Annotated in this window: 25 protein-coding genes; 21 read left to right on the top strand and 4 right to left on the bottom strand. The window is 39.0% G+C overall.

Features of this window, described 5'->3' with window-relative positions; translation table 11 throughout:
- Nucleotides 1-359: 359 nt before the first annotated feature.
- The 5 genes from DQL14_RS05240 to DQL14_RS05220 all read left to right on the top strand — a co-directional run bounded on the left by DQL14_RS05240 (nt 360) and on the right by DQL14_RS05220 (nt 4,766).
- The gene (locus DQL14_RS05240) at nt 360-686 is read left to right on the top strand and encodes a dihydroneopterin aldolase (RefSeq protein WP_108168992.1); all 327 of its coding nucleotides are present in this window, start codon (nt 360-362) and stop codon (nt 684-686) included.
- Entirely contained in the window at nt 665-1,267 is a 603-nt protein-coding gene (gene rsmD, locus DQL14_RS05235) for a 16S rRNA (guanine(966)-N(2))-methyltransferase RsmD (RefSeq protein ID WP_108168991.1), read from the top strand. Before DQL14_RS05240 ends, rsmD begins: the two co-directional genes overlap by 22 nt.
- Nucleotides 1,268-1,275: 8 nt before the next feature.
- Nucleotides 1,276-1,827, top strand: a complete 552-nt coding sequence (fliL, locus tag DQL14_RS05230) for a flagellar basal body-associated protein FliL (protein ID WP_000797032.1) — start codon at nt 1,276-1,278, stop codon at nt 1,825-1,827.
- Nucleotides 1,828-1,833: 6 nt separating this feature from the next.
- Nucleotides 1,834-2,193: a holo-ACP synthase gene (gene acpS / locus DQL14_RS05225; protein ID WP_108168990.1), complete on the top strand. Its 360-nt coding sequence runs from the start codon at nt 1,834-1,836 to the stop codon at nt 2,191-2,193.
- 176 nt (nt 2,194-2,369) lie between these two features.
- Nucleotides 2,370-4,766 carry a TonB-dependent receptor family protein gene (locus DQL14_RS05220; protein ID WP_172953001.1) on the top strand — a complete coding sequence of 799 codons (2,397 nt, stop codon included), beginning with the start codon at nt 2,370-2,372 and terminating at the stop codon, nt 4,764-4,766.
- Between the two features lie 2 nt (nt 4,767-4,768).
- Here DQL14_RS05220 and DQL14_RS05215 read toward each other — a convergent pair whose 3' ends face one another.
- Nucleotides 4,769-5,389 (bottom strand): M48 family metallopeptidase, encoded by a 621-nt coding sequence (locus DQL14_RS05215; protein ID WP_108168988.1) that lies wholly within the window; start codon nt 5,387-5,389, stop codon nt 4,769-4,771.
- Nucleotides 5,390-5,470: 81 nt separating this feature from the next.
- Here DQL14_RS05215 and DQL14_RS05210 point away from each other — a divergent pair, with 81 nt between their 5' ends.
- The 16 genes from DQL14_RS05210 (at nt 5,471) to DQL14_RS05135 (ending at nt 20,108) form a co-directional block, all read left to right on the top strand.
- Nucleotides 5,471-6,325, top strand: a complete 855-nt coding sequence (locus tag DQL14_RS05210) for a glycosyltransferase family 25 protein (protein ID WP_108168987.1) — start codon at nt 5,471-5,473, stop codon at nt 6,323-6,325.
- A 170-nt stretch (nt 6,326-6,495) separates the two neighbouring features.
- Nucleotides 6,496-7,530, top strand: a complete 1,035-nt coding sequence (locus DQL14_RS05205; protein WP_108168986.1) for a bifunctional 3,4-dihydroxy-2-butanone 4-phosphate synthase/GTP cyclohydrolase II — start codon at nt 6,496-6,498, stop codon at nt 7,528-7,530.
- 190 nt (nt 7,531-7,720) lie between these two features.
- Complete coding sequence (locus tag DQL14_RS05200; protein ID WP_231952815.1) at nt 7,721-8,458, top strand: DUF3943 domain-containing protein; 738 nt, start codon at nt 7,721-7,723, stop codon at nt 8,456-8,458.
- Between the two features lie 89 nt (nt 8,459-8,547).
- Entirely contained in the window at nt 8,548-9,126 is a 579-nt protein-coding gene (gene ribA, locus DQL14_RS05195; RefSeq protein WP_015644228.1) for a GTP cyclohydrolase II, read from the top strand.
- Nucleotides 9,127-9,201: 75 nt separating this feature from the next.
- Nucleotides 9,202-9,423 (top strand): MoaD/ThiS family protein, encoded by a 222-nt coding sequence (locus tag DQL14_RS05190; protein WP_000230565.1) that lies wholly within the window; start codon nt 9,202-9,204, stop codon nt 9,421-9,423.
- The gene (locus DQL14_RS05185) at nt 9,424-9,861 is read left to right on the top strand and encodes a molybdopterin synthase catalytic subunit (protein ID WP_108168984.1); all 438 of its coding nucleotides are present in this window, start codon (nt 9,424-9,426) and stop codon (nt 9,859-9,861) included.
- Between the two features lie 12 nt (nt 9,862-9,873).
- A complete protein-coding gene (mog, locus tag DQL14_RS05180; RefSeq protein WP_001193314.1) occupies nt 9,874-10,404 on the top strand; it encodes a molybdopterin adenylyltransferase in 531 nt (176 codons plus the stop codon).
- An 8-nt stretch (nt 10,405-10,412) separates the two neighbouring features.
- The gene (gene moaC, locus DQL14_RS05175) at nt 10,413-10,889 is read left to right on the top strand and encodes a cyclic pyranopterin monophosphate synthase MoaC (RefSeq protein ID WP_000927592.1); all 477 of its coding nucleotides are present in this window, start codon (nt 10,413-10,415) and stop codon (nt 10,887-10,889) included.
- 118 nt (nt 10,890-11,007) lie between these two features.
- Nucleotides 11,008-11,790, top strand: a complete 783-nt coding sequence (gene hpaA / locus DQL14_RS05170) for a flagellar sheath lipoprotein HpaA (protein ID WP_108168983.1) — start codon at nt 11,008-11,010, stop codon at nt 11,788-11,790.
- A 28-nt stretch (nt 11,791-11,818) separates the two neighbouring features.
- Entirely contained in the window at nt 11,819-12,655 is an 837-nt protein-coding gene (locus DQL14_RS05165; RefSeq protein WP_108168982.1) for an outer membrane protein, read from the top strand.
- A 111-nt stretch (nt 12,656-12,766) separates the two neighbouring features.
- Entirely contained in the window at nt 12,767-14,122 is a 1,356-nt protein-coding gene (gene tig / locus DQL14_RS05160) for a trigger factor (protein ID WP_108168981.1), read from the top strand.
- 20 nt (nt 14,123-14,142) lie between these two features.
- Nucleotides 14,143-14,730, top strand: coding sequence for an ATP-dependent Clp endopeptidase proteolytic subunit ClpP (gene clpP, locus DQL14_RS05155; RefSeq protein WP_000540573.1), 588 nt, complete (start codon nt 14,143-14,145; stop codon nt 14,728-14,730).
- Between the two features lie 4 nt (nt 14,731-14,734).
- The gene (def, locus tag DQL14_RS05150; protein WP_108168980.1) at nt 14,735-15,262 is read left to right on the top strand and encodes a peptide deformylase; all 528 of its coding nucleotides are present in this window, start codon (nt 14,735-14,737) and stop codon (nt 15,260-15,262) included.
- Between the two features lie 2 nt (nt 15,263-15,264).
- A complete protein-coding gene (locus tag DQL14_RS05145; protein ID WP_108168979.1) occupies nt 15,265-16,785 on the top strand; it encodes a YifB family Mg chelatase-like AAA ATPase in 1,521 nt (506 codons plus the stop codon).
- 24 nt (nt 16,786-16,809) lie between these two features.
- Complete coding sequence (locus DQL14_RS05140; RefSeq protein WP_108168978.1) at nt 16,810-18,870, top strand: heavy metal translocating P-type ATPase; 2,061 nt, start codon at nt 16,810-16,812, stop codon at nt 18,868-18,870.
- Between the two features lie 35 nt (nt 18,871-18,905).
- Nucleotides 18,906-20,108, top strand: coding sequence for a restriction endonuclease subunit S (locus DQL14_RS05135; protein ID WP_108168977.1), 1,203 nt, complete (start codon nt 18,906-18,908; stop codon nt 20,106-20,108).
- 218 nt (nt 20,109-20,326) lie between these two features.
- On the opposite strand, the gene hofF is transcribed toward DQL14_RS05135, so the two are convergent.
- From hofF to secA, 3 genes are all read right to left on the bottom strand, one after another.
- A complete protein-coding gene (gene hofF / locus DQL14_RS05130; protein WP_108168976.1) occupies nt 20,327-21,826 on the bottom strand; it encodes an outer membrane beta-barrel protein HofF in 1,500 nt (499 codons plus the stop codon).
- Nucleotides 21,827-22,107: 281 nt separating this feature from the next.
- Nucleotides 22,108-23,340 carry an ABC transporter permease gene (locus DQL14_RS05125; RefSeq protein ID WP_108168975.1) on the bottom strand — a complete coding sequence of 411 codons (1,233 nt, stop codon included), beginning with the start codon at nt 23,338-23,340 and terminating at the stop codon, nt 22,108-22,110.
- A complete protein-coding gene (gene secA, locus DQL14_RS05120) occupies nt 23,330-25,927 on the bottom strand; it encodes a preprotein translocase subunit SecA (RefSeq protein ID WP_108168974.1) in 2,598 nt (865 codons plus the stop codon). Before secA ends, DQL14_RS05125 begins: the two co-directional genes overlap by 11 nt.
- Nucleotides 25,928-26,049 lie beyond the last annotated feature (122 nt).

Genomic DNA, 26,049 nt, shown 5'->3' with positions numbered 1-26,049 from the left:
TTTACTATGAAACACTACGCTTTCAAGGTTAGTTTGCGTGAAAAGTTGAGAGAGGCTGACTTGCTTTTTCAATTAAGGTAAGAGCGTCAGGACATTTTAATGAAAAAGTTGATTAAAATGCTAAGTTATAGTAAAGAAGGAAGGAATATAATACGCCTTTCGCTCTTACCTTCGCCGAGCATTATACCAAAAAAAAAAAAAAAAAACGATGTTATTTGAGCTTTATTTTTAACATTCTGTTTTTCTTTTTTACAAAATGAAACAATTTTTGATCGTATTTATTTAAGATTGGTATTAAAAAGAAAGAATCGCTATAATTTGAAACAATTTAAGCCTATTGATGGGATAAAGGGGGTTTTTTGAAAATTTTTCTTTCTTGCAAGTCTTTGTTGATCCAAAGGAGTTTGGAATTTTATTTGAGCGATTGTCTCTCTCCTATGGAAGTTTGCGATCTTGTTTTAAGCGATGATGAAACGCTAGAGATTAATAAGCCCCTATGCTTTATAGAAGAATGCTTAAGAAAGCCTTTCACTAAACAGAGCGTGAAAGAAGATGTAAAAAATTTTTATCGCGCTTTAAAGACGAGCGAAAAACCTTGCGAAGAAATCCAATTTTCTAAAGAGCAAAAGATTAAGCAATTGCTAGAAGAATACACCCACAAATTATGCCAAATCATCAGCCAGTAAAAAAATTTAAGATCATTGGGGGGGTTTGTAAGGGATTAGGCTTGAATTTGCCTAACGTTTCTAGCACGCGCCCCACCAAAGCGATCGTAAGAGAGTCGTTTTTTAACACCTTGCAAGCAGAAATTATAGGAGTGCACTTTATAGAAGTGTTTTCAGGCAGCGCTTCTATGGGTTTAGAGGCTTTGAGTAGGGGGGCTAAAAGCGCGGTGTTTTTTGAGCAAAATAAAAACGCTTATAAGACACTTTTAGAAAATATTTCCCTTTTTAAAAACCGCTTGAAAAAGGAAATGGAAATCCAAACTTTTTTAGATGACGCTTTCAATCTTTTGCCTACGCTGCGTTTAAAAAATGGCGTTTTGAATATTATTTATTTAGATCCTCCTTTTGAAACAAGCGGGTTTTTAGGGATTTATGAAAAATGTTTTCACGCTTTAGAAAGGTTATTAAAACGCTCTCATTCAAAAAATCTTTTAGTGGTTTTTGAGCATGAAAGCGTGCATGAAATGCCTAAAAGTCTTGTAACTTTAGCTATAATCAAACAGAAAAAATTTGGAAAAACCACTTTAACTTATTTTCAATAGGAATAGGCATGGCAGAAGAACAAGAAAATACCGCGCAACAACCCCAAAAAAAAAGCAAGGCCCTTTTATTTGTCATTATTGGAAGCGTGTTAGTGATGCTTTTATTGGTGGGGGTGATTATCATGCTGCTTATGGGGAATAAGGAAGAATCTAAAGAAAACGCTTCTAAAAACACCCAAGAAGTTCAAGCTAATCCTATGGCGAACAAGAATCAAGAGGCTAAAGAAGGCTCTAATATCCAGCAATATTTGGTGCTTGGGCCTTTGTATGCGATTGATGCGCCTTTTGCGGTGAATTTAGTCTCTCAAAATGGCAGACGCTACCTTAAGGCTTCTATTTCGTTAGAATTGAGTAATGAAAAGCTTTTGAATGAAGTCAAGGTTAAAGACACAGCGATTAAAGACACGATTATAGAGATTCTGTCGTCTAAAAGCGTGGAAGAAGTGGTTACCAACAAGGGCAAAAACAAGCTTAAAGACGAGATTAAGAGCCATTTGAATTCGTTTTTGATTGATGGCTTTATTAAAAATGTCTTTTTCACTGATTTTATCATCCAATAATTTTAAATGATTGGCATAGATATTGTCTCTATTGCTAGGGTAGAAAAGTGTATAAAACGCTTTAAAATGAAGTTTTTAGAGCGTTTTTTATCGCCAAGTGAGATCGTTTTATGCAAGGATAAATCCAGCAGTATCGCCGGGTTTTTCGCGCTTAAAGAGGCTTGCTCTAAAGCTCTTCAAGTGGGTATTGGTAAGGAATTAAGTTTTTTGGATATAAAAATCTCTAAAAGCCCTAAAAACGCCCCCTTAATCACCCTTTCTAAAGAAAAAATGGATTATTTCAACATCCAAAGCTTGAGCGCGAGCATCAGCCATGACGCTGGTTTTGCAATAGCGGTTGTGATGGTTTCTTCGTCAAATGGATAAATAACGCATTCTAAAACTAACATTCTGTTTTAAAAAACGCTTAGCGGCTTGTTTAAAAAACACTAAAAACCTTTTTCAAATCGTTTTGATAACAAATTGTAAATCAATAAAGTCAAATTTCAAAATTTAAGTTAATTATAATAATTATTTTGATAGTATACATCGGTTTGAATTAAATGAGAAAGGTTATCATAATGAATGGTTATTTGAGGGTAAAAACCCCTTATTTTTTAGCGTTGAACGCTTTGACTTTTTTGCTCCTTAATTCTTTGGTGGGTGCAAAAGAACAGCATCACACTTTGCAAAAAGTGACAACCACCGAGCAAAAATTCAATTCCAGCGCGCCGCTTTCATATCAAAGCGAAGAGGTGCGTAATTCCACAAGCTCTCGCACGGTGATTTCCAACAAACAGCTCAAAAAAACGGGTAATTTGAATATTGAAAACGCTTTGCAAAATGTGCCAGGGATTCAAATCAGAGACGCTACAGGCACGGGCGTGTTGCCTAAAATTTCGGTGCGCGGTTTTGGTGGGGGCGGTAACGGGCATAGCAATACAGGCATGATTTTAGTCAATGGTATCCCTATTTATGGCGCACCGTATTCCAATATTGAACTGGCGATTTTCCCTGTTACTTTCCAGTCAGTGGATAGGATTGATGTGATTAAAGGGGGCACGAGCGTCCAATACGGCCCTAACACTTTTGGAGGCGTGGTGAATGTTATCACTAAAGAAATCCCAAAAGAGTGGGAAAATCAAGCGGCTGAAAGGATCACCTTTTGGGGGCGCTCATCCACAGGGGGTTTTGTAGATCCTAAAGAAAAGGGCAAGCCTTTAGCCCAAACTTTAGGAAACCAAATGCTGTTTAACACTTACGGGCGAACGGCTGGAATGTTGGGTAAGTATATAGGAATTAGCGCCCAAGGCAATTGGATTAATGGGCAAGGTTTCAGGCAAAACAGCCCTACAAAGGTGCAAAACTACTTGTTGGATGCGGTTATAAAGGTTAATGCGACCAACACTTTTAAAGCTTATTACCAATATTATCAATACAATTCTTACCATCCTGGCACTTTGAGCGCGCAAGATTATGCGTATAACCGCTTCATTAATGAGCGACCTGACAATCAAGATGGAGGGCGAGCCAAACGCTTTGGGATCGTGTATCAAAATTATTTTGGCGATCCGGATAGGAAAGTGGGGGGCGATTTTAAATTCACTTATTTCACGCATGACATGAGTAGGGATTTTGGCTTTTCTAACCAATACCAAAGCGTGTATATGAGCAGTCAAAATAAGATTTTACCTTTTAAAGGCAAGGGGGAGATTAGCGCGAAAAACCCTAATTGCGGTCTGTATTCTTATAGCGATACGAATAGCCCTTGCTGGCAATTTTTTGACAATATCCGCCGCTTCGTGGTGAATGCTTTTGAACCAAAACTCAATCTCGTTGTCAATACCGGTAAAGTCAAACAAACTTTTAACATGGGAATGCGGTTTTTAACTGAAGATTTATACCGCCGATCCACCACCAGGAAAAACCCTAGCATGCCTAATAATGGCAGTGGGTTTGATGCAGGAACTTCACTCAATAATTTCAACAATTATACCGCTGTGTATGCCAGCGATGAAATCAATTTCAATAACGGCATGCTAACGATCACGCCGGGCTTGAGATACACTTTTTTAAATTACGAAAAAAAAGACATTCCTCCCTTTAAAGTGGGTCAAACCCCAAAAACCACGAAAGAGCGTTATAACCAATGGAATCCGGCGGTTAATGTCGGCTATAAACCCATTAAGGATTGGTTGTTTTATTTCAATTATCAAAGAAGCTACATTCCGCCCCAATTCAGCAATATCGGTAGTTTTGTAGGCACAAGCACGGATTATTTTCAAATCTTTAATGTCATGGAAGGCGGCTCAAGATATTATTTTAACAATCAAGTGAGTTTTAACGCGAATTATTTTGTGATTTTTGCGAATCATTATTTTACCGGACGCTATGGGGATAATAGAGAGCCGGTGAATGCGAGATCGCAAGGCGTGGAGCTGGAATTGTATTACACGCCTATTAGGGGGCTTAATCTCCATGCGGCTTACACTTTCATAGACGCTAATATCACCAGCCACACGATGGTTACTAACCCTGCCAATCCTAAAGGGCCTAAAAAAGATATTTTTGGCAAAAAACTCCCTTTTGTCAGCCCGCACCAATTCATTTTAGACGCGAGTTACACTTACGCTAAAACCACGATCGGGTTGAGTTCGTTCTTTTATAGCCGAACTTATAGCGATGTGTTAAACACCGTGCCTTTCACTCAATACGCGCCCACGATTAAAATGGGGGCTATCACTACCAAAACAGCGGGCATGACGCCGTGGTATTGGGTGTGGAATTTGCAAATTTCTAGCACTTTGTGGGAACGCAAAAATCAAAGCGTTAATGCGAGCTTGCAAATCAATAACATTTTTAACATGAAATATTGGTTTAGCGGGATAGGCACTAGCCCTAACGGGAAAGAAGCCGCGCCTCCCAGAAGCATCACAGCGTATGTGAGCTATAATTTTTAATTTTAGGGTTGTAATGTTTTGAGAAGTTGGGCGTAAAAAATGATATTTTGTTTTAAACGCTCTCTTAGAGTGCGGTAATTAGGGCAAAAGATTTGAACGCAATGCCAGAAATTTTTGGAATGGTTTTTGTGGATCGTGTGGGCGAGTTCATGGATGATGACATAATCAATCGCTTCTTTTTGAGCGCAAACCAGTAAAAGAGCAAAACTCAAGCGGTTATGATAGGAGCAGCTCCCCAAAACTTTAGCGTTGTTTCTAATATTAAAACCGGTATAGGAAGTTTGCATTTTTTGAGCGATCAAAGGGAGTTTTTGCTCCAAATAAGTTTTTAAGATTTTTTTAAGCTCTGTTAGGGTGTAATCGTTGGCGTTTTTCACCTCATCAAACACAAGGATTTTGTTTTGATAGGTTTCTAGGCGCGAGTGTAAAAGGGAGTATTTTTCTTGCATGGCTGAAAGGGTTTTTTTTAGCCAAGATTCTTGTTCTTTTAAAAAAGCGCTCGCTCTAGTTTGAGAGCAAGAATAGGGCATTTTTAGAATCACTTCTAAAGAGGGCGTGATATTCAAGCTCAGGGTTTTGATTTTTTCACTTTTTTGAATGGTAATAGGAATATCATCTAACATGATGCGTATTTTACTAAAATTTGCGCTAGAATGTAAGTCTGTTTAATATTGATTTTATTTGTATTAAGAATTAAGGCTAACATGCGTGTTTTTATTATTCATTTAAGCCCAAAAACCTGTCACAATTTTTCTTTAAAAGAAACTCATATAACCCCCCTTTTAGAGAGCCTTAAACTTCAAGGGATCTCTTATGAAATTTTTGATGCGATCTATTCTAAAATCTCTCCCACTCAATTACACCCCTTGATTTTAGAGCATTTGCACCCTTCTTTTATGGTTGAAGATTTATTGGCTTTTTGTAAGAATAAAAAACACCCCCCTTGCGCGTTCAAAAATTTCTTTTACGCGCTCAAGCATTGCGGGAAGAGGATGGGGTTTGGGGAGCTTGGGTGCTATGCGAGCCATTATTCGTTGTGGCAAAAATGCATAGAACTCAATGAAGCGATCTGTATTTTAGAAGATGATATTATTGTAAAAGAGCGTTTTAAAGAGAGCCTGGAGTTTTGTTACCAACACATCAACGAATTAGGCTATATCCGCTTGATGCATTTAGAAGAAAATGTGGCTAAACAAAAAACTCTTATTAAAGGGGTTTCTCAAATCTTAAATTTTAAAGATGGCATTGGCACTCAAGGGTATGTTTTGGCCCCAAAAGCCGCGCAAAAATTATTGAAATACAGCGCGAAAGAATGGGTGATGCCCATAGATTGCGTGATGGATAGGCATTATTGGCATGGGGTCAAAAACTATGTGTTAGAAGAATTTGCGATCGCTTGCGATGGAATGAATTCCCAAAACTCCAACACAGAAAAACAAAGGCCTAAAAAATTACCTTTAAGTATCAGGATTGGCCGTTCTTTGCATAAAAGCGCGGTTAAAATCTTGGATAAAGTTTTTAGGTATAGCCCAAAATTAATCAGAATTGGCAAACATTAGAATAAGTCTTTGAGCATTTCTTGCATGATAGGGGGAGTTTCATTCAATTGATTTAAAGGCTTTAGCGGTTTGTATCTAAATAAAGCAATAAAGTAATAATCGTTATTAAACATGCTATATTTCTTTTTTCTATAAAACTCAATATCATTGAATAAAACTAGGGAGTTAGAATGATCTTAAAACGAGTTACTGAAGCTTTAGAGGCGTATAAAAATGGCGAAATGCTTATTGTTATGGACGATGAAGACAGAGAAAATGAGGGGGATTTGGTTTTGGCTGGGATTTTTTCTACCCCTGAGAAAATCAATTTCATGGCCACGCATGCTAGGGGGTTGATTTGCGTGTCTTTGACCAAAGATTTAGCGAAAAAATTTGAATTACCCCCTATGGTTAGCGTGAATGATTCTAACCATGAGACCGCTTTCACGGTGTCCATTGACGCTAAAGAAGCCAAAACCGGGATTTCTGCTTTTGAAAGGCATTTAACGATTGAATTATTGTGTAAAGACACCACCAAACCGAGCGATTTTGTGCGCCCGGGGCATATTTTCCCTTTAATCGCCAAAGACGGGGGCGTGTTAGCGCGCACGGGCCATACTGAAGCGAGCGTGGATTTATGCAAATTAGCCGGATTAAAGCCCGTGAGCGTGATTTGTGAAATCATGAAAGAAGATGGCTCTATGGCGAGGAGAGGGGATAAATTTTTGAGCGATTTTGCCATTAAACATAACCTCAAAACCCTCTATGTTTCTGATTTGATTAGCTATCGTTTGGAAAATGAAAGTTTGCTGAAAATGTTTTGCCAAGAAGAAAGAGAATTTTTAAAACACCAAACGCAATGCTACACTTTTTTGGACCACCAGCAAAAAAACCATTACGCTTTTAAATTTAAGGGCACAAAAACCAATGATCTAGCCCCTTTAGTGCGTTTCCACCCTATCAAAGAGGATTTTGATTTTTTAACGACTGGAGCGTTTGAAGCGTTTTTTAAGGCGTTAGAATATTTGAAGCGCGAAGGGGGTTATTTGATCTTTATGAACACGCATTCTAAAGAAAACAATATCGTTAAAGATTTTGGGATCGGGGCGTTAGTGTTAAAAAATTTGGGGATAAAGGATTTCAGGCTTTTAAGCTCTTCTGAAGACAGGCAGTATAAGGCTTTGAGCGGGTTTGGGCTTAAGCTTGTAGAAACGATTAGCCTTTAAGAGGCTTGTTAAGTTTTATTGAATGTGTTGTAATGTTTTTAAGGTATAATAAACTCTTTTTAAGTCAAGCAATAAAGTTTGCAACCTGATGAAAGTAATAATAGAGTTTATGCTGATTTCATTAAAAACATTCCTAAAAATATCATTGAAAATATTCCTAAAAACCTTCCAAAAGATTTGGGTAGTTTGCGTGGTTATTTGGGGGTTGGGCTGTAGTTTTTTAAACGCCAACAGCATTCAATTGGAAGAAACGCTCAGACGAAATCCTAAAAATCTTATTTGGCAACACTTTAAAAAGAAGTTTAAAAGGAGCAACACGATCCCTTATGCCCCAAATAGCCGTTGGAAATATTTAGGCACGAGTGTTGGGATTTTAGGCGTGTCGTTGGTGATAGGGATTGTGGGGCTGTATCTCATGCCAGAGAGCGTAACGAATTGGGATAAAGAAAAGTTTGGGATCAAAAGTTGGTTTGAAAATGTCCGCATGGGGCCAAAACTAGACAACGATAGTTTTATTTTTAATGAAATTTTGCACCCTTATTTTGGGGCTATGTATTATATGCAACCGCGCATGGCTGGGTTTAGCTGGATGGCATCAGCGTTTTTTTCTTTTATCACTTCCACGCTTTTTTGGGAATATGGTTTGGAAGCGTTTGTGGAAGTGCCTAGCTGGCAGGATTTAGTGATCACGCCTTTATTAGGCTCCATTTTAGGGGAAGGGTTTTACCAGCTCACGCGCTATATCCAACGCAACGAAGGCAAGCTTTTTGGCTCTTTATTTTTAGGGCGTTTAATTATCGCTCTTATGGATCCTATCGGTTTTATCATTAGGGATTTAGGGCTTGGGGAAGCTTTAGGGATTTATAATAAACATGAAATCCGTTCTGGTTTAAGCCCCAATGGTTTGAATTTGACTTACAAATTTTAAGAGCTTAAAATTTAAGAAAATTATAAAGAGTTTTGATAGAATACCTTTTTTTAAAAGACGCGTTTTTAAAACTAATTTTAGGAGTATCCTTGAAACGATTAGAAGTCTCTAACCAAGCCAAATTACCCACTCAATTTGGGGAGTTTTATATCCAGTGCTTTAGAGAAAAGGGTTCTAATGGCTCTAAAGATCATTTAGTCATTTTCACCCCTAATTTTTCTCAAAACCCCTTAGTGCGTTTGCATTCAGAATGCTTGACCGGCGACGCTCTAGGCTCTCAAAAATGCGATTGTGGGGGGGCGTTGCAAATGGCGTTAGAAAGGATTTCTAAAGAAGGGGGACTAGTGATTTATTTGCGCCAAGAAGGGCGTGGGATAGGGCTATTTAACAAAGTCAATGCCTACGCTTTGCAAGATAAGGGCTATGATACCATTCAAGCCAATGAAATGATAGGGTTTAAAGACGATGAAAGGGATTATAGTGTTGCGGGTGAAATTTTAGAATATTACGGCATTAAAAAAATGCGCTTGCTCACGAATAACCCTAAAAAAATCGCTGCTTTAGAAAAATACGCTGAGGTAACAAGAGAGAGCTTGATCGTGTGCGCTAATGAACACAATCAAGGGTATTTGGAAGTCAAAAAGCTCAAAATGGGGCATTTATTGTGAAAACCATGAGCGCTTTAAAGAGGTTTTAAAAATATTAAAATCATGCTTTTAAAAGATTCAATATAAGGGTAAATGATGGTGGAAGTGCGATTTTTTGGACCCATAAAAGAAGAAAATTTTTTCATCAAAGCGGGTGATTTAAAGGAATTAAGAGCGATTTTGCAAGAAAAAGAGGGCTTAAAAGAGTGGTTGGGCGTTTGCGCGATAGCCCTTAATGATCGTTTAATAGACAATTTAAACACGCCTTTAAAAGATGGCGATGTGATAAGTTTGTTGCCACCGGTTTGTGGAGGCTAGGTGTTAAAAATCATTCAAGGGGCATTAGATACTGACAAGCTTTTAAAAGCCTATCAAGAGGAAGCTTGTGCGAAAAACTTTGGAGCGTTTTGTGTGTTTGTTGGGATTGTGAGAGGAGAGAATAACATTCAAGGCTTGAGTTTTGATATTTATGAAGCGTTATTAAAGACTTGGTTTGAAAAATGGCACCATAAAGCCAAAGATTTGGGCGTGGTGTTAAAAATGGCGCACAGCTTGGGCGATGTTTTGATAGGACAAAGCTCATTTTTATGCGTTTTAATGGGAAAGAATAGAAAAAATGCTTTAGAACTATACCAAGATTTTATTGAAGATTTTAAGCATAACGCCCCTATTTGGAAATACGATTTAATCCATAATAAACGCATTTACGCTAAAGAGAGAAGCCACCTTTTAAAAGGGAGTGGGCTTTTAGCTTAAAAAGGAGTTCAAATGCAAACGATTCATATAGGCGTTTTGAGCGCGAGCGATAGAGCGTCAAAAGGGATTTATGAAGATTTAAGCGGTAAGGCGATACAAGAAGTGTTGAGCGAATATCTGCTCAATCCTTTAGAATTTCATTACGAAATTGTCGCTGATGAAAGGGATTTGATTGAAAAATCGCTGATTAAAATGTGCGATGAATACCAATGCGATCTAGTCGTTACTACAGGAGGCACAGGCCCTGCTTTAAGAGATATAACCCCAGAAGCCACAGAAAAAGTGTGCCAAAAAATGCTTCCTGGTTTTGGAGAGCTTATGCGAATGACTAGTTTAAAATATGTGCCTACAGCGATTCTATCGCGCCAGAGCGCTGGCATCAGGAATAAGAGTTTGATTATCAATCTCCCTGGTAAGCCAAAAAGTATTAGAGAATGCTTAGAGGCGGTTTTTCCAGCGATTCCTTATTGCGTGGATTTGATTTTAGGGAATTATATGCAAGTGAATGAAAAAAACATTCAAGCGTTTCGCCCCAAACAATGAGGTAAAAAATGCTACTCACTCATTTGAATGAAGAAAATCAGCCTAAAATGGTGGATATAGGGGATAAGGAAACCACTGAAAGAATCGCTCTAGCGAGCGGTCGTATCAGCATGAATAAAGAGGCTTATGACGCTATTATCAATCATTGCGTCAAAAAGGGTCCGGTGTTACAGACTGCTATTATTGCTGGGATTATGGGGGCTAAAAAGACAAGCGAGCTCATTCCCATGTGCCATTCAATCATGCTCAATGGGGTGGATATTGATATTTTAGAAGAAAAAGAGACTTGTAGTTTTAAACTCTATGCGAGAGTCAAAACTCAAGCTAAAACGGGCGTAGAAATGGAAGCGCTAATGAGTGTGAGCATAGGGCTTTTAACCATTTATGACATGGTGAAAGCCATTGATAAGAGCATGACAATTAGCGGTGTGATGTTGGAGCATAAAAGTGGAGGCAAAAGCGGGGATTATAACGCTAAAAAATAGAAAAAGACTGATAATCTAAAGATGTTAGGGTAAAATAACATTTTGACAACAAAAGCGTGTTGGTTGCTTCGGGTTTGTTGTTATAGAAGTCTAAAATATTACAATCAAGGATAGAACGATGAAAGCAAATAATCATTTTAAAGATTTTGCATGGAAAAAATGCCTTTTAGGCGCGAGCGTGGTGGCTTTGTTGGTGGGATGCAGCCCGCATATTATTGAAACCAATGAAGTCGCTTTGAAATTGAATTACCATCCAGCTAGCGAGAAAGTTCAAGCGTTAGATGAAAAGATCTTGCTTTTAAGGCCAGCTTTTCAATACAGCGATAATATTGCTAAAGAGTATGAAAACAAATTCAAGAATCAAACCACGCTTAAGGTTGAAGAGATCTTGCAAAATCAAGGCTATAAGGTTATTAGCGTAGATAGCAGCGATAAAGACGATCTTTCTTTTTCGCAAAAAAAAGAAGGGTATTTGGCCGTCGCTATGAATGGCGAAATTGTTTTACGCCCCGATCCTAAAAGGACCATACAGAAAAAATCAGAACCCGGGTTATTATTCTCCACTGGTTTGGACAAAATGGAAGGGGTTTTAATCCCGGCTGGGTTTGTCAAGGTTACCATACTAGAGCCTATGAGTGGGGAATCTTTAGATTCTTTTACGATGGATTTGAGCGAGTTGGACATTCAAGAAAAATTCTTAAAAACCACCCATTCAAGCCATAGCGGGGGGTTAGTTAGCACTATGGTTAAGGGAACGGATAATTCTAATGACGCGATCAAGAGCGCTTTGAATAAGATTTTTGCAAATATCATGCAAGAAATAGACAAAAAGCTCACTCAAAAGAATTTAGAATCTTATCAAAAAGACGCCAAGGAATTGAAAAACAAGAGAAACCGATAAAGACAAATAACGCATAAGAAAAGAACGCTTGAACAAACTGCTTAAAGGGGGTGTTTTAGCGTTCTTTTTGAGCGTGTATTTAAGGGCTGATGATTTGGTTACTTACACCATCATCAAAAAAGAAGATCTAGGATACCAGCGGTTTTTAGCCAAGAAGTGTTTAAGGGGCAAGGCCCACCCTCCGTGTTTTACTAAGCCTAAAAAGCCCAAAAAAAAACTTTTTAACATAGACAAAAGCTCCCATTATTATGGCACAAGCGTGGTGCAAATGTCATGGCTGCAGAGTAGGGAAAAATTTGAAAACCATTCAAAATACCGAAACATTCCTTTTGCTGAAGTCAGTTTGATTTATGGCTATAAACAATTTTTTCCTAAAAAAGAGCACTATGGTTTCCGTTTTTATATTTCTTTGGATTATGCTTATGGGTTTTTTCTTAAAAATAAGGGCGTATTGGGCGATAGTTTGAGGGAGAGTTCGCAGATCCCTAAAAGCTATAGAGAAAAATTGCAAAGAAAAGAGACTTTTATCAACGCTATTTTTTATGGTGCGGGAGCTGACTTTTTATACAAACGCGCTTTTGGGACGCTGATTTTAGGGATGAATTTCGTGGGAGAAACCTGGTTTTATGAAACAAAGATTTTTAAAAAGTGGGCTAAAGATCCTTTGAGCGTTTATCACCCTTACATGTTTCAAGTGATGTTGAATGTGGGGTATCGTTACCGCTTTTCAAGGTATAAGAATTGGGCGATAGAATTGGGCGCGCGCATCCCTTTTTTAACCAATGATTATTTTAAAACCCCTTTATACACCCTTCATTTCAAACGCAATATTTCTGTCTATCTCACTTCAACTTATGATTTTTAGTTTTTTAAATTTTTGAAAACTAGAATTAAAACCGCTTTTTATAAACTAGAATTAAAACAAATTAAGCTATAATGATACAAAAATTTAATTTTTTAACCATTAAGGAAAAAAATGAATCTTGAAGTGAAAAAGATTGACACCGCTAACGCCCGTTTGAGCGCTAAACCTTCCATTGAAAATTTAGAAAAGCGTTATGATAAAATCGCTCAAAAAATCGCCCAAAAAGTTAAAATTGATGGCTTTAGAAGAGGTAAAGTCCCCCTTAGTTTAGTGAAAACCCGTTATCAAGCCCAAATTGAACAAGACGCTCAAGAAGAGATGATTCAAGAGGTTTTAAAAAACGCTTTTAAGGAATTAGGGATTGAAAATAAGGATCTAATCGGCAGCCCCAACCTCACTAAATTTGAAAAAAAAGACACGCATTTTGAAATAGAAGCGGACATCGGCTTAAAACCCACGATTGTTTTAGACAAGATCAAAGAGTGTGTGCCTAGCGTGGGAGTGGAAATTCCCAATGAAGAAAAAATTAATGAGCGTTTGAAACAGCTCGCTAAAGATTATGCGAAATTCGTGGATACTGACGCTCAAAGAAAAGCTCAAAACGACGATAAATTAACGATTGATTTTGAAGGCTTTATAGATAATGCGCCTTTTGAAGGGGGCAAGGCTGAGAATTTCAATTTGATTTTAGGCAGTAAGCAAATGCTAGAAGATTTTGAAAAAGCTCTTTTAGGCATGCAAGCGGGCGAAGAAAAAGAATTCCCTTTGACTTTCCCTAGCGGATACCACGCAGAGCATTTAGCCGGCAAAGAAGCCCTTTTTAAAGTGAAATTGCGCCAGATTCAAGCGCGTGAAGTGTTAGAAATCAATGACGAACTCGCTAAAATCGTGCTAGCTAATGAAGAGGATGCGACCTTAAAGCTTTTAAAAGAAAGGGTTGAGGGGCAGTTGTTTTTAGAAAATAAAGCCAGGCTCTATAATGAAGAGTTGAAAGAAAAATTGATTGAAAATTTAGATGAAAAGATTGTTTTTGATTTGCCTAAAACGATCATAGAGCAAGAAATGGATTTGTTGTTCAGGAACGCTCTTTATTCCATGCAAGCTGAGGAAGTCAAATCCTTACAAGAAAGTCAAGAAAAAGCCAAAGAAAAGCGTGAGAGCTTTAGGAACGATGCCACAAAAAGCGTGAAAATCACTTTTATCATTGACGCTTTAGCGAAAGAAGAAAAAATTGGCGTGCATGACAATGAAGTCTTTCAAACCTTGTATTATGAAGCGATGATGACAGGGCAAAACCCAGAAAGTCTCATTGAACAATACCGCAAAAATAACATGTTAGCGGCGGTGAAAATGGCGATGATTGAAGATAGGGTGTTAGCTTATTTGTTGGATAAAAACCTGCCTAAAGAGCAACAAGAAATTTTGGAAAAAATGAGGCCCAACGCTCAAAAAATTCAAGCGGGTTAAACGGCTAAAAAGGAGAGATGATGGGATACATTCCTTATGTAATAGAGAATACCGATCGTGGGGAGCGCAGCTATGATATTTACTCGCGCCTTTTAAAGGATCGCATTGTTTTATTGAGCGGTGAGATTAACGATAGCGTGGCGTCTTCTATCGTGGCCCAACTCTTGTTTTTGGAAGCTGAAGACCCTGAAAAAGACATTGGCTTGTATATCAATTCTCCCGGTGGGGTGATAACAAGCGGTCTTAGCATCTATGATACCATGAATTTTATCCGCCCTGATGTTTCCACGATTTGCATCGGTCAAGCGGCTTCTATGGGGGCGTTTTTACTGAGCTGTGGGGCTAAGGGCAAGCGCTTTTCACTACCCCATTCAAGGATTATGATCCACCAGCCTTTAGGGGGGGCTCAAGGGCAAGCGAGCGATATTGAAATCATTTCTAACGAGATCCTTAGGCTTAAGGGTTTGATGAATTCTATTTTGGCTCAAAACTCAGGGCAGAGTTTGGAGCAAATCGCTAAAGACACGGATAGGGATTTTTATATGAGCGCTAAAGAAGCTAAAGAGTATGGCTTGATTGATAAAGTGTTACAGAAAAATGTGAAGTGATTGCATGGCGTTATTAGAGATTATCCATTACCCTTCTAAAATCTTAAGAACGATTTCTAAAGAGGTCGTTTCTTTTGATGCAAAACTCCACCAACAGCTAGATGACATGCATGAGACTATGATCGCTAGTGAGGGGATAGGGTTAGCCGCTATTCAAGTGGGCTTGCCTTTAAGAATGCTCATTATCAATCTCCCACGAGAAGACGGCGTGCAGCACAAAGAATACTGCTTGGAAATCATTAACCCTAAGTTTATAGAAACTGGGGGATCAATGATGTATAGAGAAGGGTGCTTGTCTGTGCCGGGATTTTATGAAGAGGTGGAGCGTTTTGAAAAGGTTAAAATAGAGTATCAAAACCGCTTCGCTGAAGTGAAAGTTTTAGAAGCGAGCGAGCTTTTAGCGGTAGCCATTCAGCATGAGATCGATCACCTTAATGGCGTGTTATTCGTGGATAAATTATCCATTTTGAAGCGTAAGAAATTTGAAAAAGAATTAAAAGAATTAAGTAAAAATCCCAAAAACAAGTCTTAATCATGATTAACACGATATTTTGCGCGACCATGCAAAGGGGAGTGGCGGAAATCGTGGCTGTGGAAGCGACTTTCACAAGGGCTTTGCCGGCGTTTGTGATTTCAGGATTGGCTAATAGCTCTATCCAAGAAGCCAAGCAGCGGGTCCAATCGGCTTTACAAAATAACGATTTCACTTTCCCGCCTTTAAAAATCACCATCAACCTTTCCCCCTCAGATTTGCCTAAATCCGGGAGCCATTTTGATTTGCCTATCGCTCTTTTAATCGCTTTGCAAAAACAAGAGTTGGCTTTTAAAGAGTGGTTTGCTTTTGGGGAGTTAGGGCTTGATGGCAAGATCAAACCCAATCCTAACATTTTCCCCATGCTTTTAGACATTGCCATTAAGCACCCCCATGCTAAAGTCATTGCGCCTAAGGCTAATGAAGAGCTTTTTTCGCTTATCCCTAATTTGCAATGCTTTTTTGTGGAGCATTTTAAAGAAGCTTTAGAAATCTTGCAAAACCCTGAAATCAAAGCAGACACCCACACGAAAAAACTACCCTTTAAAACGATAGAATTGAACGATAAAGAGTATTATTTTTCAGACGCCTATGCCTTAGATTTTAAAGAAGTTAAGGGGCAAGCTGTCGCTAAAGAGGCCGCTTTGATCGCTAGCGCTGGGTTTCATAACTTGATTTTAGAGGGAAGTCCAGGGTGTGGGAAAAGCATGATCATTAATCGCATGCGTTATATCTTGCCTCCATTGAGCCTGAATGAAATCCTAGAAGCGACAAAATTACGCATTTTAAGCGAGCAAGACAGCGCCTATTACCCTTTAAGGAGTTTTAGAAACCCTCACCAAAGCGCTTCAAAATCCAGCATTTTAGGCTCAAGCTCTTTAAAAGAGCCAAAACCTGGCGAAATCGCGCTAGCGCATAACGGCATGCTTTTTTTTGATGAATTGCCTCATTTTAAAAAGGATATTTTGGAAGCCTTAAGAGAGCCTTTAGAAAACAATAAATTGGTGATCTCAAGAGTGCACAGCAAGATTGAATACGAAACCTCTTTTTTATTTGTAGGGGCTCAAAACCCTTGCTTGTGCGGGAATTTACTCAGCGCGACCAAAGCATGCCGTTGCCAAGATAGAGAAATCACGCAGTATAAAAACCGCTTGAGCGAGCCTTTTTTGGACAGGATTGATTTGTTTGTGCAAATGGAAGAGGGGAATTATAAGGACACGCCGTCGCATTCTTGGACTTCAAAAGAGATGCATGAGTTAGTATTATTAGCTTTCAAACAGCAAAAGTTAAGGAAACAGAGCGCTTTTAATGGTAAGCTTAATGAAGAGCAGATAGAGAGATTTTGCCCTTTAAACGCTGAAGCAAAAAAGTTGTTAGAGCAGGCGGTTGAAAGGTTTAATCTGTCCATGCGCTCTGTTAATAAGGTCAAAAAAGTCGCTAGGACGATTGCGGATTTAAACGCTTGCGAGAATATAGAAAAATCTCACATGCTTAAAGCGCTGAGTTTTAGAAAGATTTCTTAAAAGGATTTTTATAAGGGAGAGAAAATGCAAGAATACCACATTCATAATTTGGATTGCCCTGATTGCGCGTCTAAATTGGAAAGGGATTTAAACAAATTAGACTATGTGAAAAAAGCTCAAATCAATTTCAGCACCAGTAAGCTGTTTTTGGATACGAGCGATTTTGAAAAAGTTAAGGCTTTCATCAAGCAGAATGAACCGCATTTGAGCCTGTCTTTTAAAGAGGCCGCAGAAAAGCCCTTGAGTTTTACCCCACTCATTGTTACGATCGCTGTCTTTTTAGGCGCGATTTTAATCTTACACCTAGATCCTAGCCCTTTGATTGAAAAAGCGGTGTTTTTCGTGTTGGCTTTAGTGTATCTAGTGAGCGGTAAAGATGTGATTTTAGGGGCGTTTCGTGGGCTTAGGAAAGGGCAATTTTTTGATGAAAACGCTTTGATGCTCATTGCGACTATTGCGGCTTTTTGCGTGGGGGCTTATGAAGAGAGCGTGTCTATTATGGTGTTTTATTCAGCGGGCGAATTTTTGCAAAAACTCGCTATCGCTCGCTCTAAAAAATCCCTTAAGGCTTTGGTGGATGTCGCTCCTAATTTGGCTTATTTGAAAAAGGGCGATGCATTAGTGAGCGTTGCGCCTGAAGATTTAAGAGTCAATGACATTGTGGTGGTGAAAGTCGGCGAAAAAGTGCCTGTTGATGGCGTGGTGATTAAGGGCGAAAGTTTGCTAGATGAAAGGGCGTTGAGTGGGGAGTCTATGCCTGTTAATGTCAGCGAACGCTCTAAAGTTTTAGGGGGGAGCTTGAATTTAAAAGCGGTCCTTGAAATCCAAGTAGAGAAACTTTATAAAGATTCTTCTATCGCTAAAGTGGTGGATTTGGTCCAGCAAGCCACGAATGAAAAGAGCGAAACGGAGAAATTTATCACTAAATTTTCACGCTACTACACCCCAAGCGTTTTATTCATTGCCTTAATGATCGCTGTATTACCGCCCTTGTTTTCTATGGGGAGCTTTGATGAGTGGATTTATAGGGGGCTTGTGGCTTTAATGGTGAGCTGTCCTTGCGCGTTAGTGATTTCTGTGCCTTTAGGGTATTTTGGGGGCGTGGGAGCGGCGAGCAGAAAGGGCATTTTAATGAAAGGCGTGCATGTTTTAGAGGTGCTTACCCAAGCTAAAAGCATCGCCTTTGATAAAACCGGCACTTTGACTAAAGGCGTTTTTAAAGTAACGGATATTGTGCCGCAAAACGGGCATTCTAAAGAAGAAGTTTTGCATTACGCTTCTTGTTCGCAGCTTTTATCCACGCACCCTATCGCTTTATCCATTCAAAAAGCATGCGAAGAAATGTTAAAGGACGATAAGCATCAGCATGACATTAAGAATTACGAAGAAGTGAGCGGAATGGGGGTTAAAGCGCAATGCCATACGGATTTAATCATCGCAGGGAATGAAAAAATGCTCGATCAATTCAATATCGCGCACAGCCCTTCCAAAGAAAACGGCACGATCGTGCATGTGGCTTTCAACCAAACTTATATAGGCTATATCGTCATTAGCGATGAGATTAAAGATGACGCCATAGAGTGCTTAAGGGATTTAAAAGTGCAAGGGATAGAAAATTTTTGCATTTTGAGTGGGGACAGAAAAAGCGCGACTGAGAGCATCGCTCAAACTCTAGGCTGTGAATATCATGCAAGCTTGTTGCCTGAAGAAAAAACGAGCGTGTTTAAAACTTTCAAAGAACGCTATAAAGCCCCGGCGATTTTTGTAGGCGATGGCATCAATGACGCTCCGACTCTAGCGAGCGCTGATGTGGGGATAGGCATGGGGAAAGGCTCAGAATTGAGCAAGCAAAGCGCGGACATTGTGATCACTAATGATTCCTTAAATTCGTTAGTGAAAGTTTTAGCGATCGCTAAAAAAACTAAAAGCATTATTTGGCAAAATATCTTGTTCGCTTTGGGGATTAAAGCCGTTTTTATCGTGCTAGGGCTTATGGGGGTAGCGAGCTTGTGGGAGGCGGTTTTTGGCGATGTGGGGGTTACGCTTTTAGCCTTAGCCAACTCCATGCGCGCGATGAGGGCTTAATGATCGTATCATCAGCCATTTAGAAGGGAAGCAAAATGCATAAAATAGAGCGCTTACTCCAAACCTTAGCGCCTAAGGGGGTGGAGTTTAGGAAGTTGGGGGAGGTAATAAATATTTTTAAAGGAAAACAACTTAATAAAGAGCTTCTTTTGGATTATGGAGAATATCCTGTTATGAATGGAGGAATTCATGCTTCTGGTTATTGGAATGAATATAATACAGATTATCCAAAGATTATCATAAGTCAGGGCGGTGCTTCTGCCGGTTATGTAAATTACATGACTTCAAAATTTTGGGCGGGCGCTCATTGTTATGCGATTGAATTAAATTCAGAAAAACTCAATTATAAATTTTTATATTATTTTTTAAAAAATTCTCAAACCATTCTTATGAAATCTCAATTTGGTGCTGGTATCCCCGCACTCAATAAAGCAGATATTGAAACTTTAACCATCCCCATCCCACCCCTAGAAATCCAGCAAGAGATCGTTAAGATTTTGGACGCTTTCACAGAATTAAACACAGAATTAAACACGCGCAAAAAGCAATACCAGTATTACCAAAACATGCTTTTAGACTTTAACGATATTAACCAAAACCACAAAGACGCCAAAATGAGCGCCAAACCCTACCCTAAACGCTTGAAAACCTTACTCCAAACTCTAGCGCCTAAGGGGGTGGAGTTTAGGAAGTTGGGGGAGGTGTGTGATTTTCAAAAAGGAAAATCAATAACAAAAAAAGCCGTAACTTTTGGAAAAGTCCCCGTTATTTCGGGGGGAAGACAACCCGCTTATTATCACAATGAGGCAAATCGTAGCGGAGAAACAATAGCGATTTCTTCATCTGGAGTGTATGCTGGCTATGTTAGTTATTGGGATATTCCTGTTTTTCTTGCTGACTCTTTTTCTGTTTCACCAAAACAAAAAACCCTAATGCCTAAATATCTTTTTCACTATCTCACAACGCAACAAGATGCAATCCATGCAACAAAAAGCACAGGGGGAATTCCTCATGTTTATAGCAAAGACTTACAAAATTTTTTAATCCCCATCCCACCGCTAGAAATCCAACAAGAGATCGTTAAGATTTTGGATCAATTTTCAATTTTAACCACCGATTTATTAGCCGGTATCCCCGCTGAAATAAAAGCCCGAAAAAAGCAATACGAATATTACCGAGAAAAACTACTGACCTTCAAACCCCTAACCCCCATAAAGAAGTTAAAAAATGAGTTTTAAATAAAACTTTAAAACGAGTTTTAAAATGACAAAAACAAAAAAGCCCGTTTTTAAAAATAAAAGTTTTAGTATCACAGAGCCAAAAATAGCGTGATAAAAAAGTTTAAAATTCTAATTTTAAAAGCAAGCCCTAAAATAGGCGATAAAGCATTTTTTAATGGCTGATTTCTCGCTAGGCGTTTTAACAAACCCTTAAAGGGTTGTTATTTAAAGAGGGTTTAAAGCTTCCACACGATCTCGGTGAAAATGTGGCTTCTGTCTTGATCGGTGGCGGGTTGGCTGTCTAATTTTGGCCCGTTCCACCCCATTTTATAGCCTTGATGCATCAACACATTATAATATTCAAATTTAATGTCGGCTGAGAAATTTTTAGTGAATTTATAGCCCAAGTTGAGCGATAGGACTTGCTCATTAGCTCTAGGCCCATAAGTCAAACGCCCCAATAAGCCCCAAAGGAGTTTCCTATGCACCCCACCGCCAAAGGCAAACACGGTAAAAGCGTTCGCATCCATCATGTAAGACAAAGAGTTAAGGGTGTTTGCATAAACGGTGTTCGTCCAAAAGTCAAAGCCCAAGCGGTTACCATGGTAGCCTATCATCCAGTTAGCGTTCCCAAAGGATTTATAAATCCCAGCACCGAAATTGTATTCATTCCATTCAAATTTTTGCTTAATCATCAAGCTGTGCGCATTCTTACCGGCTGGCATGCCAAATTGATAGGTGTCCCAAAATCTTTTAGCGTAAAAAGGATTAAGCACGGTAACATCGGTTTGAGAGCGAAACCCTAATCCGGTAAAAGTGGGGTTACTATCATAAGTGATCGTAAAGTTAGGGTCGTATTCGTTAAAGGGTGAAAAATAGACAAAAGGCTGAATGCTCCAACCCTTGTAATTCCAAATGGCATAAAAGGCATGCACCCCAGGGTTTATGGTTTGCCCGTTTTTAAGAGTGTAGGTTTTAGGCGAATAGAAATTATAAAGCCACTCGTTATAGGCAAAGCCACGGCCAAAAGAGCTAAACCACCAGAATTTGAAATTCCCTAAGTTTAAGGTCATATCCAAGCCTTGGTTATAACCACTCATATAATCCGCTGGGGACTCGTATCTCCCGCCCCTAATTTCAAAAATATCTTTGTAGTTGTAGCGCAAGTAAGCGTTATAAATCACATAGTTTCTGGTGTGATCGGCATAGGTTTTTGCACAAGTGGAAGCCTCTAAAGCTTCTTGATTAGACAACTGCGTCATTTCAGCTTGAGTCATCTTATCGTATTGGCCTTGAGTCAAATTCCCTGTGGCTAACCCGCAACTAGCCCATGGTTTTTGCCCCACAAGACCGCCCCAATAGCCCACATAGTTCCAAGCCATAGCCCCATAGGGTTTCCCTGTAACTTCGTTAATAAAATCCTTAGTGGTATCATAAATTACAGCACCCCCCCAACCTCCAAGACTCCCGTCTAAATGGTGCCCGTTAGCCGTAGCGCTTTTGGGCAAGAGTTCCGTAAAATCTACTTGCATGTAAGCCATGATCGTCATAAAGGTTTCGGTAGGGTAAAGCCCTTTATTAGTGTTGATAGGTTTGTTATTGAAACCGACTTTAGAGAAACTTTCAGCACCCGCTTTAATTTTAGCGATTTTACCCAAATCAAAAGCTTCACTTTGAGAAGAGAATAAAAAAAGAAGCGTTGCGATATTTTTAGCAGATGCAACTTTATAGTTCATGTGTTTAACCCTTAGTATAAACCAAAAATTCTAAATAGAGTAAGCCAACACCATTCAAAGAAAATTTTTTCTTGCAGATCTTAAACATCTAATCAGTCTGTTCATCTTCCGTCCTTTTTCTACGAAGTCCGACTTGCAAAGTTAATTCTTAACTAAGTCGTGCGTTAATACTAGCATAATATTATGGTTTTTTTTTAATTTTGAGAATAAAATTTTTCTTTGTTAGTCAAATACAGACACTCAAAGCCTTATTTCATCTCAATATTATTTATTTTTTTAATTTATTCATTCCTCAACACGCTTAAAGCGTCAATAGCAGAAGCTTTTTTAGACGGATAATAAGAAGAAAGCCCTACGATAATCACAGAGCCTATTAGAGTGAGAAGAAAATCCATTAAAGACAAATCCAAAGGCAAGGTGTTAATGCCATAGACATCCGCTGGGAGCGAGATGATAGGGAACACGCTTAAAAGATACATGCTTAAAAACGCTAAAACCACCCCAAGCGCCACACCGCCTAAACCAATGATATTGCCCAAATAAAAAAAGGTTTTTTGGATTTCTTTTTGGCTGCTCCCCATGCTAAAGAGTAGGGCGATTTCTTTACGCCTGTTCATCACCACCATTAAAAGCGAGCTGATGATATTCAAAGACGCCATTAAAATAATGAGCATTAGCACAATGAATAACGCTCTTTTTTCTAATTCCATAGCCGAGAAAAAATTCCCGTTTTGCTGCCACCATCCTTCAATGCCTATGCCATGGTGGTTGATGGTTTTTAAAGCGTTGCGTAAAATTTCAATATCCTTCATGGGCGCTTTAGAATAGACATGCACCCCATCATAAAGCCCTAAAGGCAACCTCCTGATCGCGCTTATGGCTTGAAGGCTAGCATACATGTAGCTCATGTCATAAGATTTTAGCCCTGAATCAAAATCGCCTTTGATGGTAAAACGCTTCATGATAGGGGAGAGCGTGAGACCGGTTGGCTCTAATTCGGTGAAAAACAAATCGGCTTTTTGATTGAGATCTAAATTCAAGCTGTATCTCAAGCTTTTCCCCACGATTAAATTAAAAGGGTTTTTAAAAAGATCGTTTGTATTGGTGTTTTTTAAAGCGTCGTTTAAAACTTCATTGATGCGCCTTTCTTTAGAAAAATCAACCCCAAACACCACGCCGCCATTCATAGAATGCGCGCTTTTAATCAGGCTTTGAGTTTGCAAATAGGGGCTAAAAAGCAAATTAGGGAACTTTTTTTCTAAAGCTTGAACCACTTCTTCGCTGATCCCATAAGGGCTTGTGGTATAGAGCGTTAAGGGGTAATTCATCACAAAAAGCTTTTTTTCAAATTCCTTACTCATGCCGTTCATGATCGCCATAGCCACAATCAAAACCATCACGCCAACCGCCACGCCAAAAAAAGCCAACAAAGCGGTGATGCTAATAAACGGCTGGCTTTTATCAAAACGCAAATAACGCTTGATAAGGAAAAAAATCAACGATCTATTTGGCAAATAAGCCCTTTTTAGGCCCGCTTTTAGCGCAACAATCTTTGTATTTTTTGCCGCTCCCGCAAGGGCAAGGCTCGTTTCTTTTAGGGGTTTTAGAAAAAGCTTTCATGGCCACATTCAAATCTTCGTCTAAGGCTTCTTCATGGCGGTAAGTTACGCTCTCATACTCTCTTTCTTCGCTAAAGTTATCCAAATAACGCTCCGCATCGCTAGAATCTTGCTCATTTTCAAACTGGATCTTAGAAAAGGTTTTGATCGCTTCCATTTTGATGTCTTCAATGAATTCTAAGAAAAGGTTGTAACTCTCTTTTTTGTATTCTACAAGGGGGTCTTTTTGGTTGTAGCCTCTTAAATTGATACCAGTTTTGAGATTATCCATCGTATAAAGGTGCTCTCGCCATGCGTTGTCTAAAATCTGCAAATACACGATGCGTTCGATCCGGCTTCTTTGTTCGCTATCCAAAACTTTCATTTTGTTTTCATAATCGTTTTTGAGTTTTTCAGCTACAAAGCTTTCAATAGGAGCGGCTTTTTTTAAATCTTCTAATGAAACATGAGCGTTAAAATCTTCTTTTAAGACGTTTTTAAGCCCTAAAAGTTCCTCTTCAGACAGGTTTTGATGGTCAAAGGCTTTGAGTTTAGAAAAGATTTGATGGAGCGCGTATTCTCTGTTTTCAGCGATTTTAGCGCTAATATCGTAATTAACATCTAATAATTCATCTCTAAATTTATACACGCTTTTTCGTTGCTCATTAGCCACATCATCGTATTCTAACAAATGCTTACGGCTTTCAAAATGCAAGTTTTCCACTTTTTTTTGCGCGTTTTCCACTGCTCTTGTTACAAGCTTGGATTCAATGTGTTCGCCATCTTTAAGCCCTAATTTTTCCATCACCCCCTTAATCCTATCGCTCCCAAAAATGCGTAACAGATTGTCTTCTAAACTCAAATAAAATTGGCTTGTTCCCGGATCACCCTGGCGCCCGCTTCGCCCCCTTAATTGGTTGTCAATCCTGCGGCTCTCATGCCTTTCAGTGCCAATGATATACAGCCCCCCAAGCTCTTTAATTTCATCAGTGAGCTTAATATCAACGCCTCTGCCTGCCATGTTAGTCGCAATCGTAACCGCCCCCTTAAGCCCGGCGTCTTTGATGATTTCAGCTTCTTTGGTGTGCTGCTTGGCGTTTAAGACGGTGTGAGGGATGCGTTCTTTTTTGAGTAAAGCGTGCAAGGTTTCACTCTTTTCAATACTGGCCGTGCCAACTAAAACGGGCTGACCCTTATCGTGCAATTCTTTAATTTTAAGGATCACAGCGTCAAATTTTTCTTTTTCACTCTTATAGATGAGATCGTTCAAATCTTTTCGCTTGATCGCTAGATTAGTAGGGATAGACACCACTTCTAAATTGTAGATTTCTAAAAATTCTGTGGCTTCGGTTTGAGCCGTGCCTGTCATGCCTGAAAGTTTAGAAAACATCCTGAAATAATTTTGGAAAGTAATATCGGCTAAGGTTTGGCTCTCTTCTTTAATGCTCACGCCCTCTTTAGCCTCTAAAGCCTGATGCAGGCCCTCACTAAAGCGCCTCCCCTCAGACAAACGGCCGGTAAATTCATCTACAATCACCACTTCATTATTGGCTACAATATAATCTTTATCAATAAAAAAGAGGTAATTCGCTTTCAAAGCCTGGTCTAAATGGTGCGATAAGGCGGCGTTTTCAATCTTGTATAAATTATCCACGCCAAAGAGGTTTTCGGCTTTTTTAATCCCCTCTTCAGTGATTAAAATCGCGCGGTTTTTTTCATCTATGGTGAAATCTGTTTCCACTTGCATGCTTTTAGCGACTTCATCAGCCTTGTTGTAATTTTCCATGCGCCTGTCCACAGGCCCTGAAATGATTAAAGGGGTTCTCGCTTCATCAATTAAAATGGAATCCACCTCATCAACAATAGCGAACGCATGCGATTTTTGCACCTTATGCTCTAAAGAATATTTCATGTTATCCCTTAGATAATCAAAGCCAAATTCATTATTAGTGCCATAAACAATGTCTTTAGAATAAATTTCTAATCGCTCATCATCATCGCGCACGCTCGCAGTGATTGTGCCTACGCTATAACCTAAGAAATGATACAACGGCTCCATTTCTTTAGAATCCCTATGGGCCAGGTAATCATTAACGGTTACCACATACACGCTCTCGCCCTTTAAAGCGTTCAAAGCCACCGCTAAAGTAGCGACTAAAGTCTTGCCCTCGCCGGTTTTCATTTCAGCGATTTTGCCATCGTTTAAGACCATGCCCCCAATGAGTTGCACGTCAAAATGGCGCATCTTTAAGATCCTTTTACTCGCTTCTCTAGTGATAGCAAAACTTTCAGGCAGGACTTCTAAAAGGGTTTTTTCTTGCAAATCTTTTTCTGTGGATCGCACGCGTTTTTTTAATTCTTCAAAAGCGTTTTGCAGCTCATCATCGCTCATTTTTTCATAAGTAGGCTCTAAAGCATTGATAGTTAGGACTTGTTTTTTGTATTGTTTGATCCAGCGATCGTTTCTGGTGCCAATGATTTTTCCAATGATTGCTTTTATCATAGTAGTAATAACCTTATTAAGAGTGCTTTAATCTCATTTATTTTATTAAAGCGTCAGTTTTTAATCCCATTTTAGCATGGATAAAATAAAAGTCTTGTAAAATAAAGGGTTTTATTAAAGAT

This window comes from Helicobacter pylori NCTC 11637 = CCUG 17874 = ATCC 43504 = JCM 12093, from assembly GCF_900478295.1.
Taxonomy (GTDB): Bacteria; Campylobacterota; Campylobacteria; order Campylobacterales; family Helicobacteraceae; genus Helicobacter; species Helicobacter pylori.
The sequence above is the reverse complement of the archived record's forward strand: the minus strand, read 5'-3'. Positions and strand labels throughout refer to the sequence as shown.

Coding starts and splice junctions, on each gene's coding strand:
- clpP (WP_000540573.1), top strand. CDS start 14,143: ATGGGATACATTCCTTATGTAATAGAGAATACCGATCGTGGGGAGCGC.
- DQL14_RS05190 (WP_000230565.1), top strand. CDS start 9,202: ATGGTGGAAGTGCGATTTTTTGGACCCATAAAAGAAGAAAATTTTTTC.
- def (WP_108168980.1), top strand. CDS start 14,735: ATGGCGTTATTAGAGATTATCCATTACCCTTCTAAAATCTTAAGAACG.
- hpaA (WP_108168983.1), top strand. CDS start 11,008: ATGAAAGCAAATAATCATTTTAAAGATTTTGCATGGAAAAAATGCCTT.
- tig (WP_108168981.1), top strand. CDS start 12,767: ATGAATCTTGAAGTGAAAAAGATTGACACCGCTAACGCCCGTTTGAGC.
- DQL14_RS05145 (WP_108168979.1), top strand. CDS start 15,265: ATGATTAACACGATATTTTGCGCGACCATGCAAAGGGGAGTGGCGGAA.
- rsmD (WP_108168991.1), top strand. CDS start 665: ATGCCAAATCATCAGCCAGTAAAAAAATTTAAGATCATTGGGGGGGTT.
- secA (WP_108168974.1), bottom strand. CDS start 25,927: ATGATAAAAGCAATCATTGGAAAAATCATTGGCACCAGAAACGATCGC.
- DQL14_RS05220 (WP_172953001.1), top strand. CDS start 2,370: ATGAGAAAGGTTATCATAATGAATGGTTATTTGAGGGTAAAAACCCCT.
- DQL14_RS05210 (WP_108168987.1), top strand. CDS start 5,471: ATGCGTGTTTTTATTATTCATTTAAGCCCAAAAACCTGTCACAATTTT.
- DQL14_RS05135 (WP_108168977.1), top strand. CDS start 18,906: ATGCATAAAATAGAGCGCTTACTCCAAACCTTAGCGCCTAAGGGGGTG.
- DQL14_RS05215 (WP_108168988.1), bottom strand. CDS start 5,389: ATGTTAGATGATATTCCTATTACCATTCAAAAAAGTGAAAAAATCAAA.
- mog (WP_001193314.1), top strand. CDS start 9,874: ATGCAAACGATTCATATAGGCGTTTTGAGCGCGAGCGATAGAGCGTCA.
- DQL14_RS05140 (WP_108168978.1), top strand. CDS start 16,810: ATGCAAGAATACCACATTCATAATTTGGATTGCCCTGATTGCGCGTCT.
- hofF (WP_108168976.1), bottom strand. CDS start 21,826: ATGAACTATAAAGTTGCATCTGCTAAAAATATCGCAACGCTTCTTTTT.
- moaC (WP_000927592.1), top strand. CDS start 10,413: ATGCTACTCACTCATTTGAATGAAGAAAATCAGCCTAAAATGGTGGAT.
- fliL (WP_000797032.1), top strand. CDS start 1,276: ATGGCAGAAGAACAAGAAAATACCGCGCAACAACCCCAAAAAAAAAGC.
- acpS (WP_108168990.1), top strand. CDS start 1,834: ATGATTGGCATAGATATTGTCTCTATTGCTAGGGTAGAAAAGTGTATA.
- DQL14_RS05205 (WP_108168986.1), top strand. CDS start 6,496: ATGATCTTAAAACGAGTTACTGAAGCTTTAGAGGCGTATAAAAATGGC.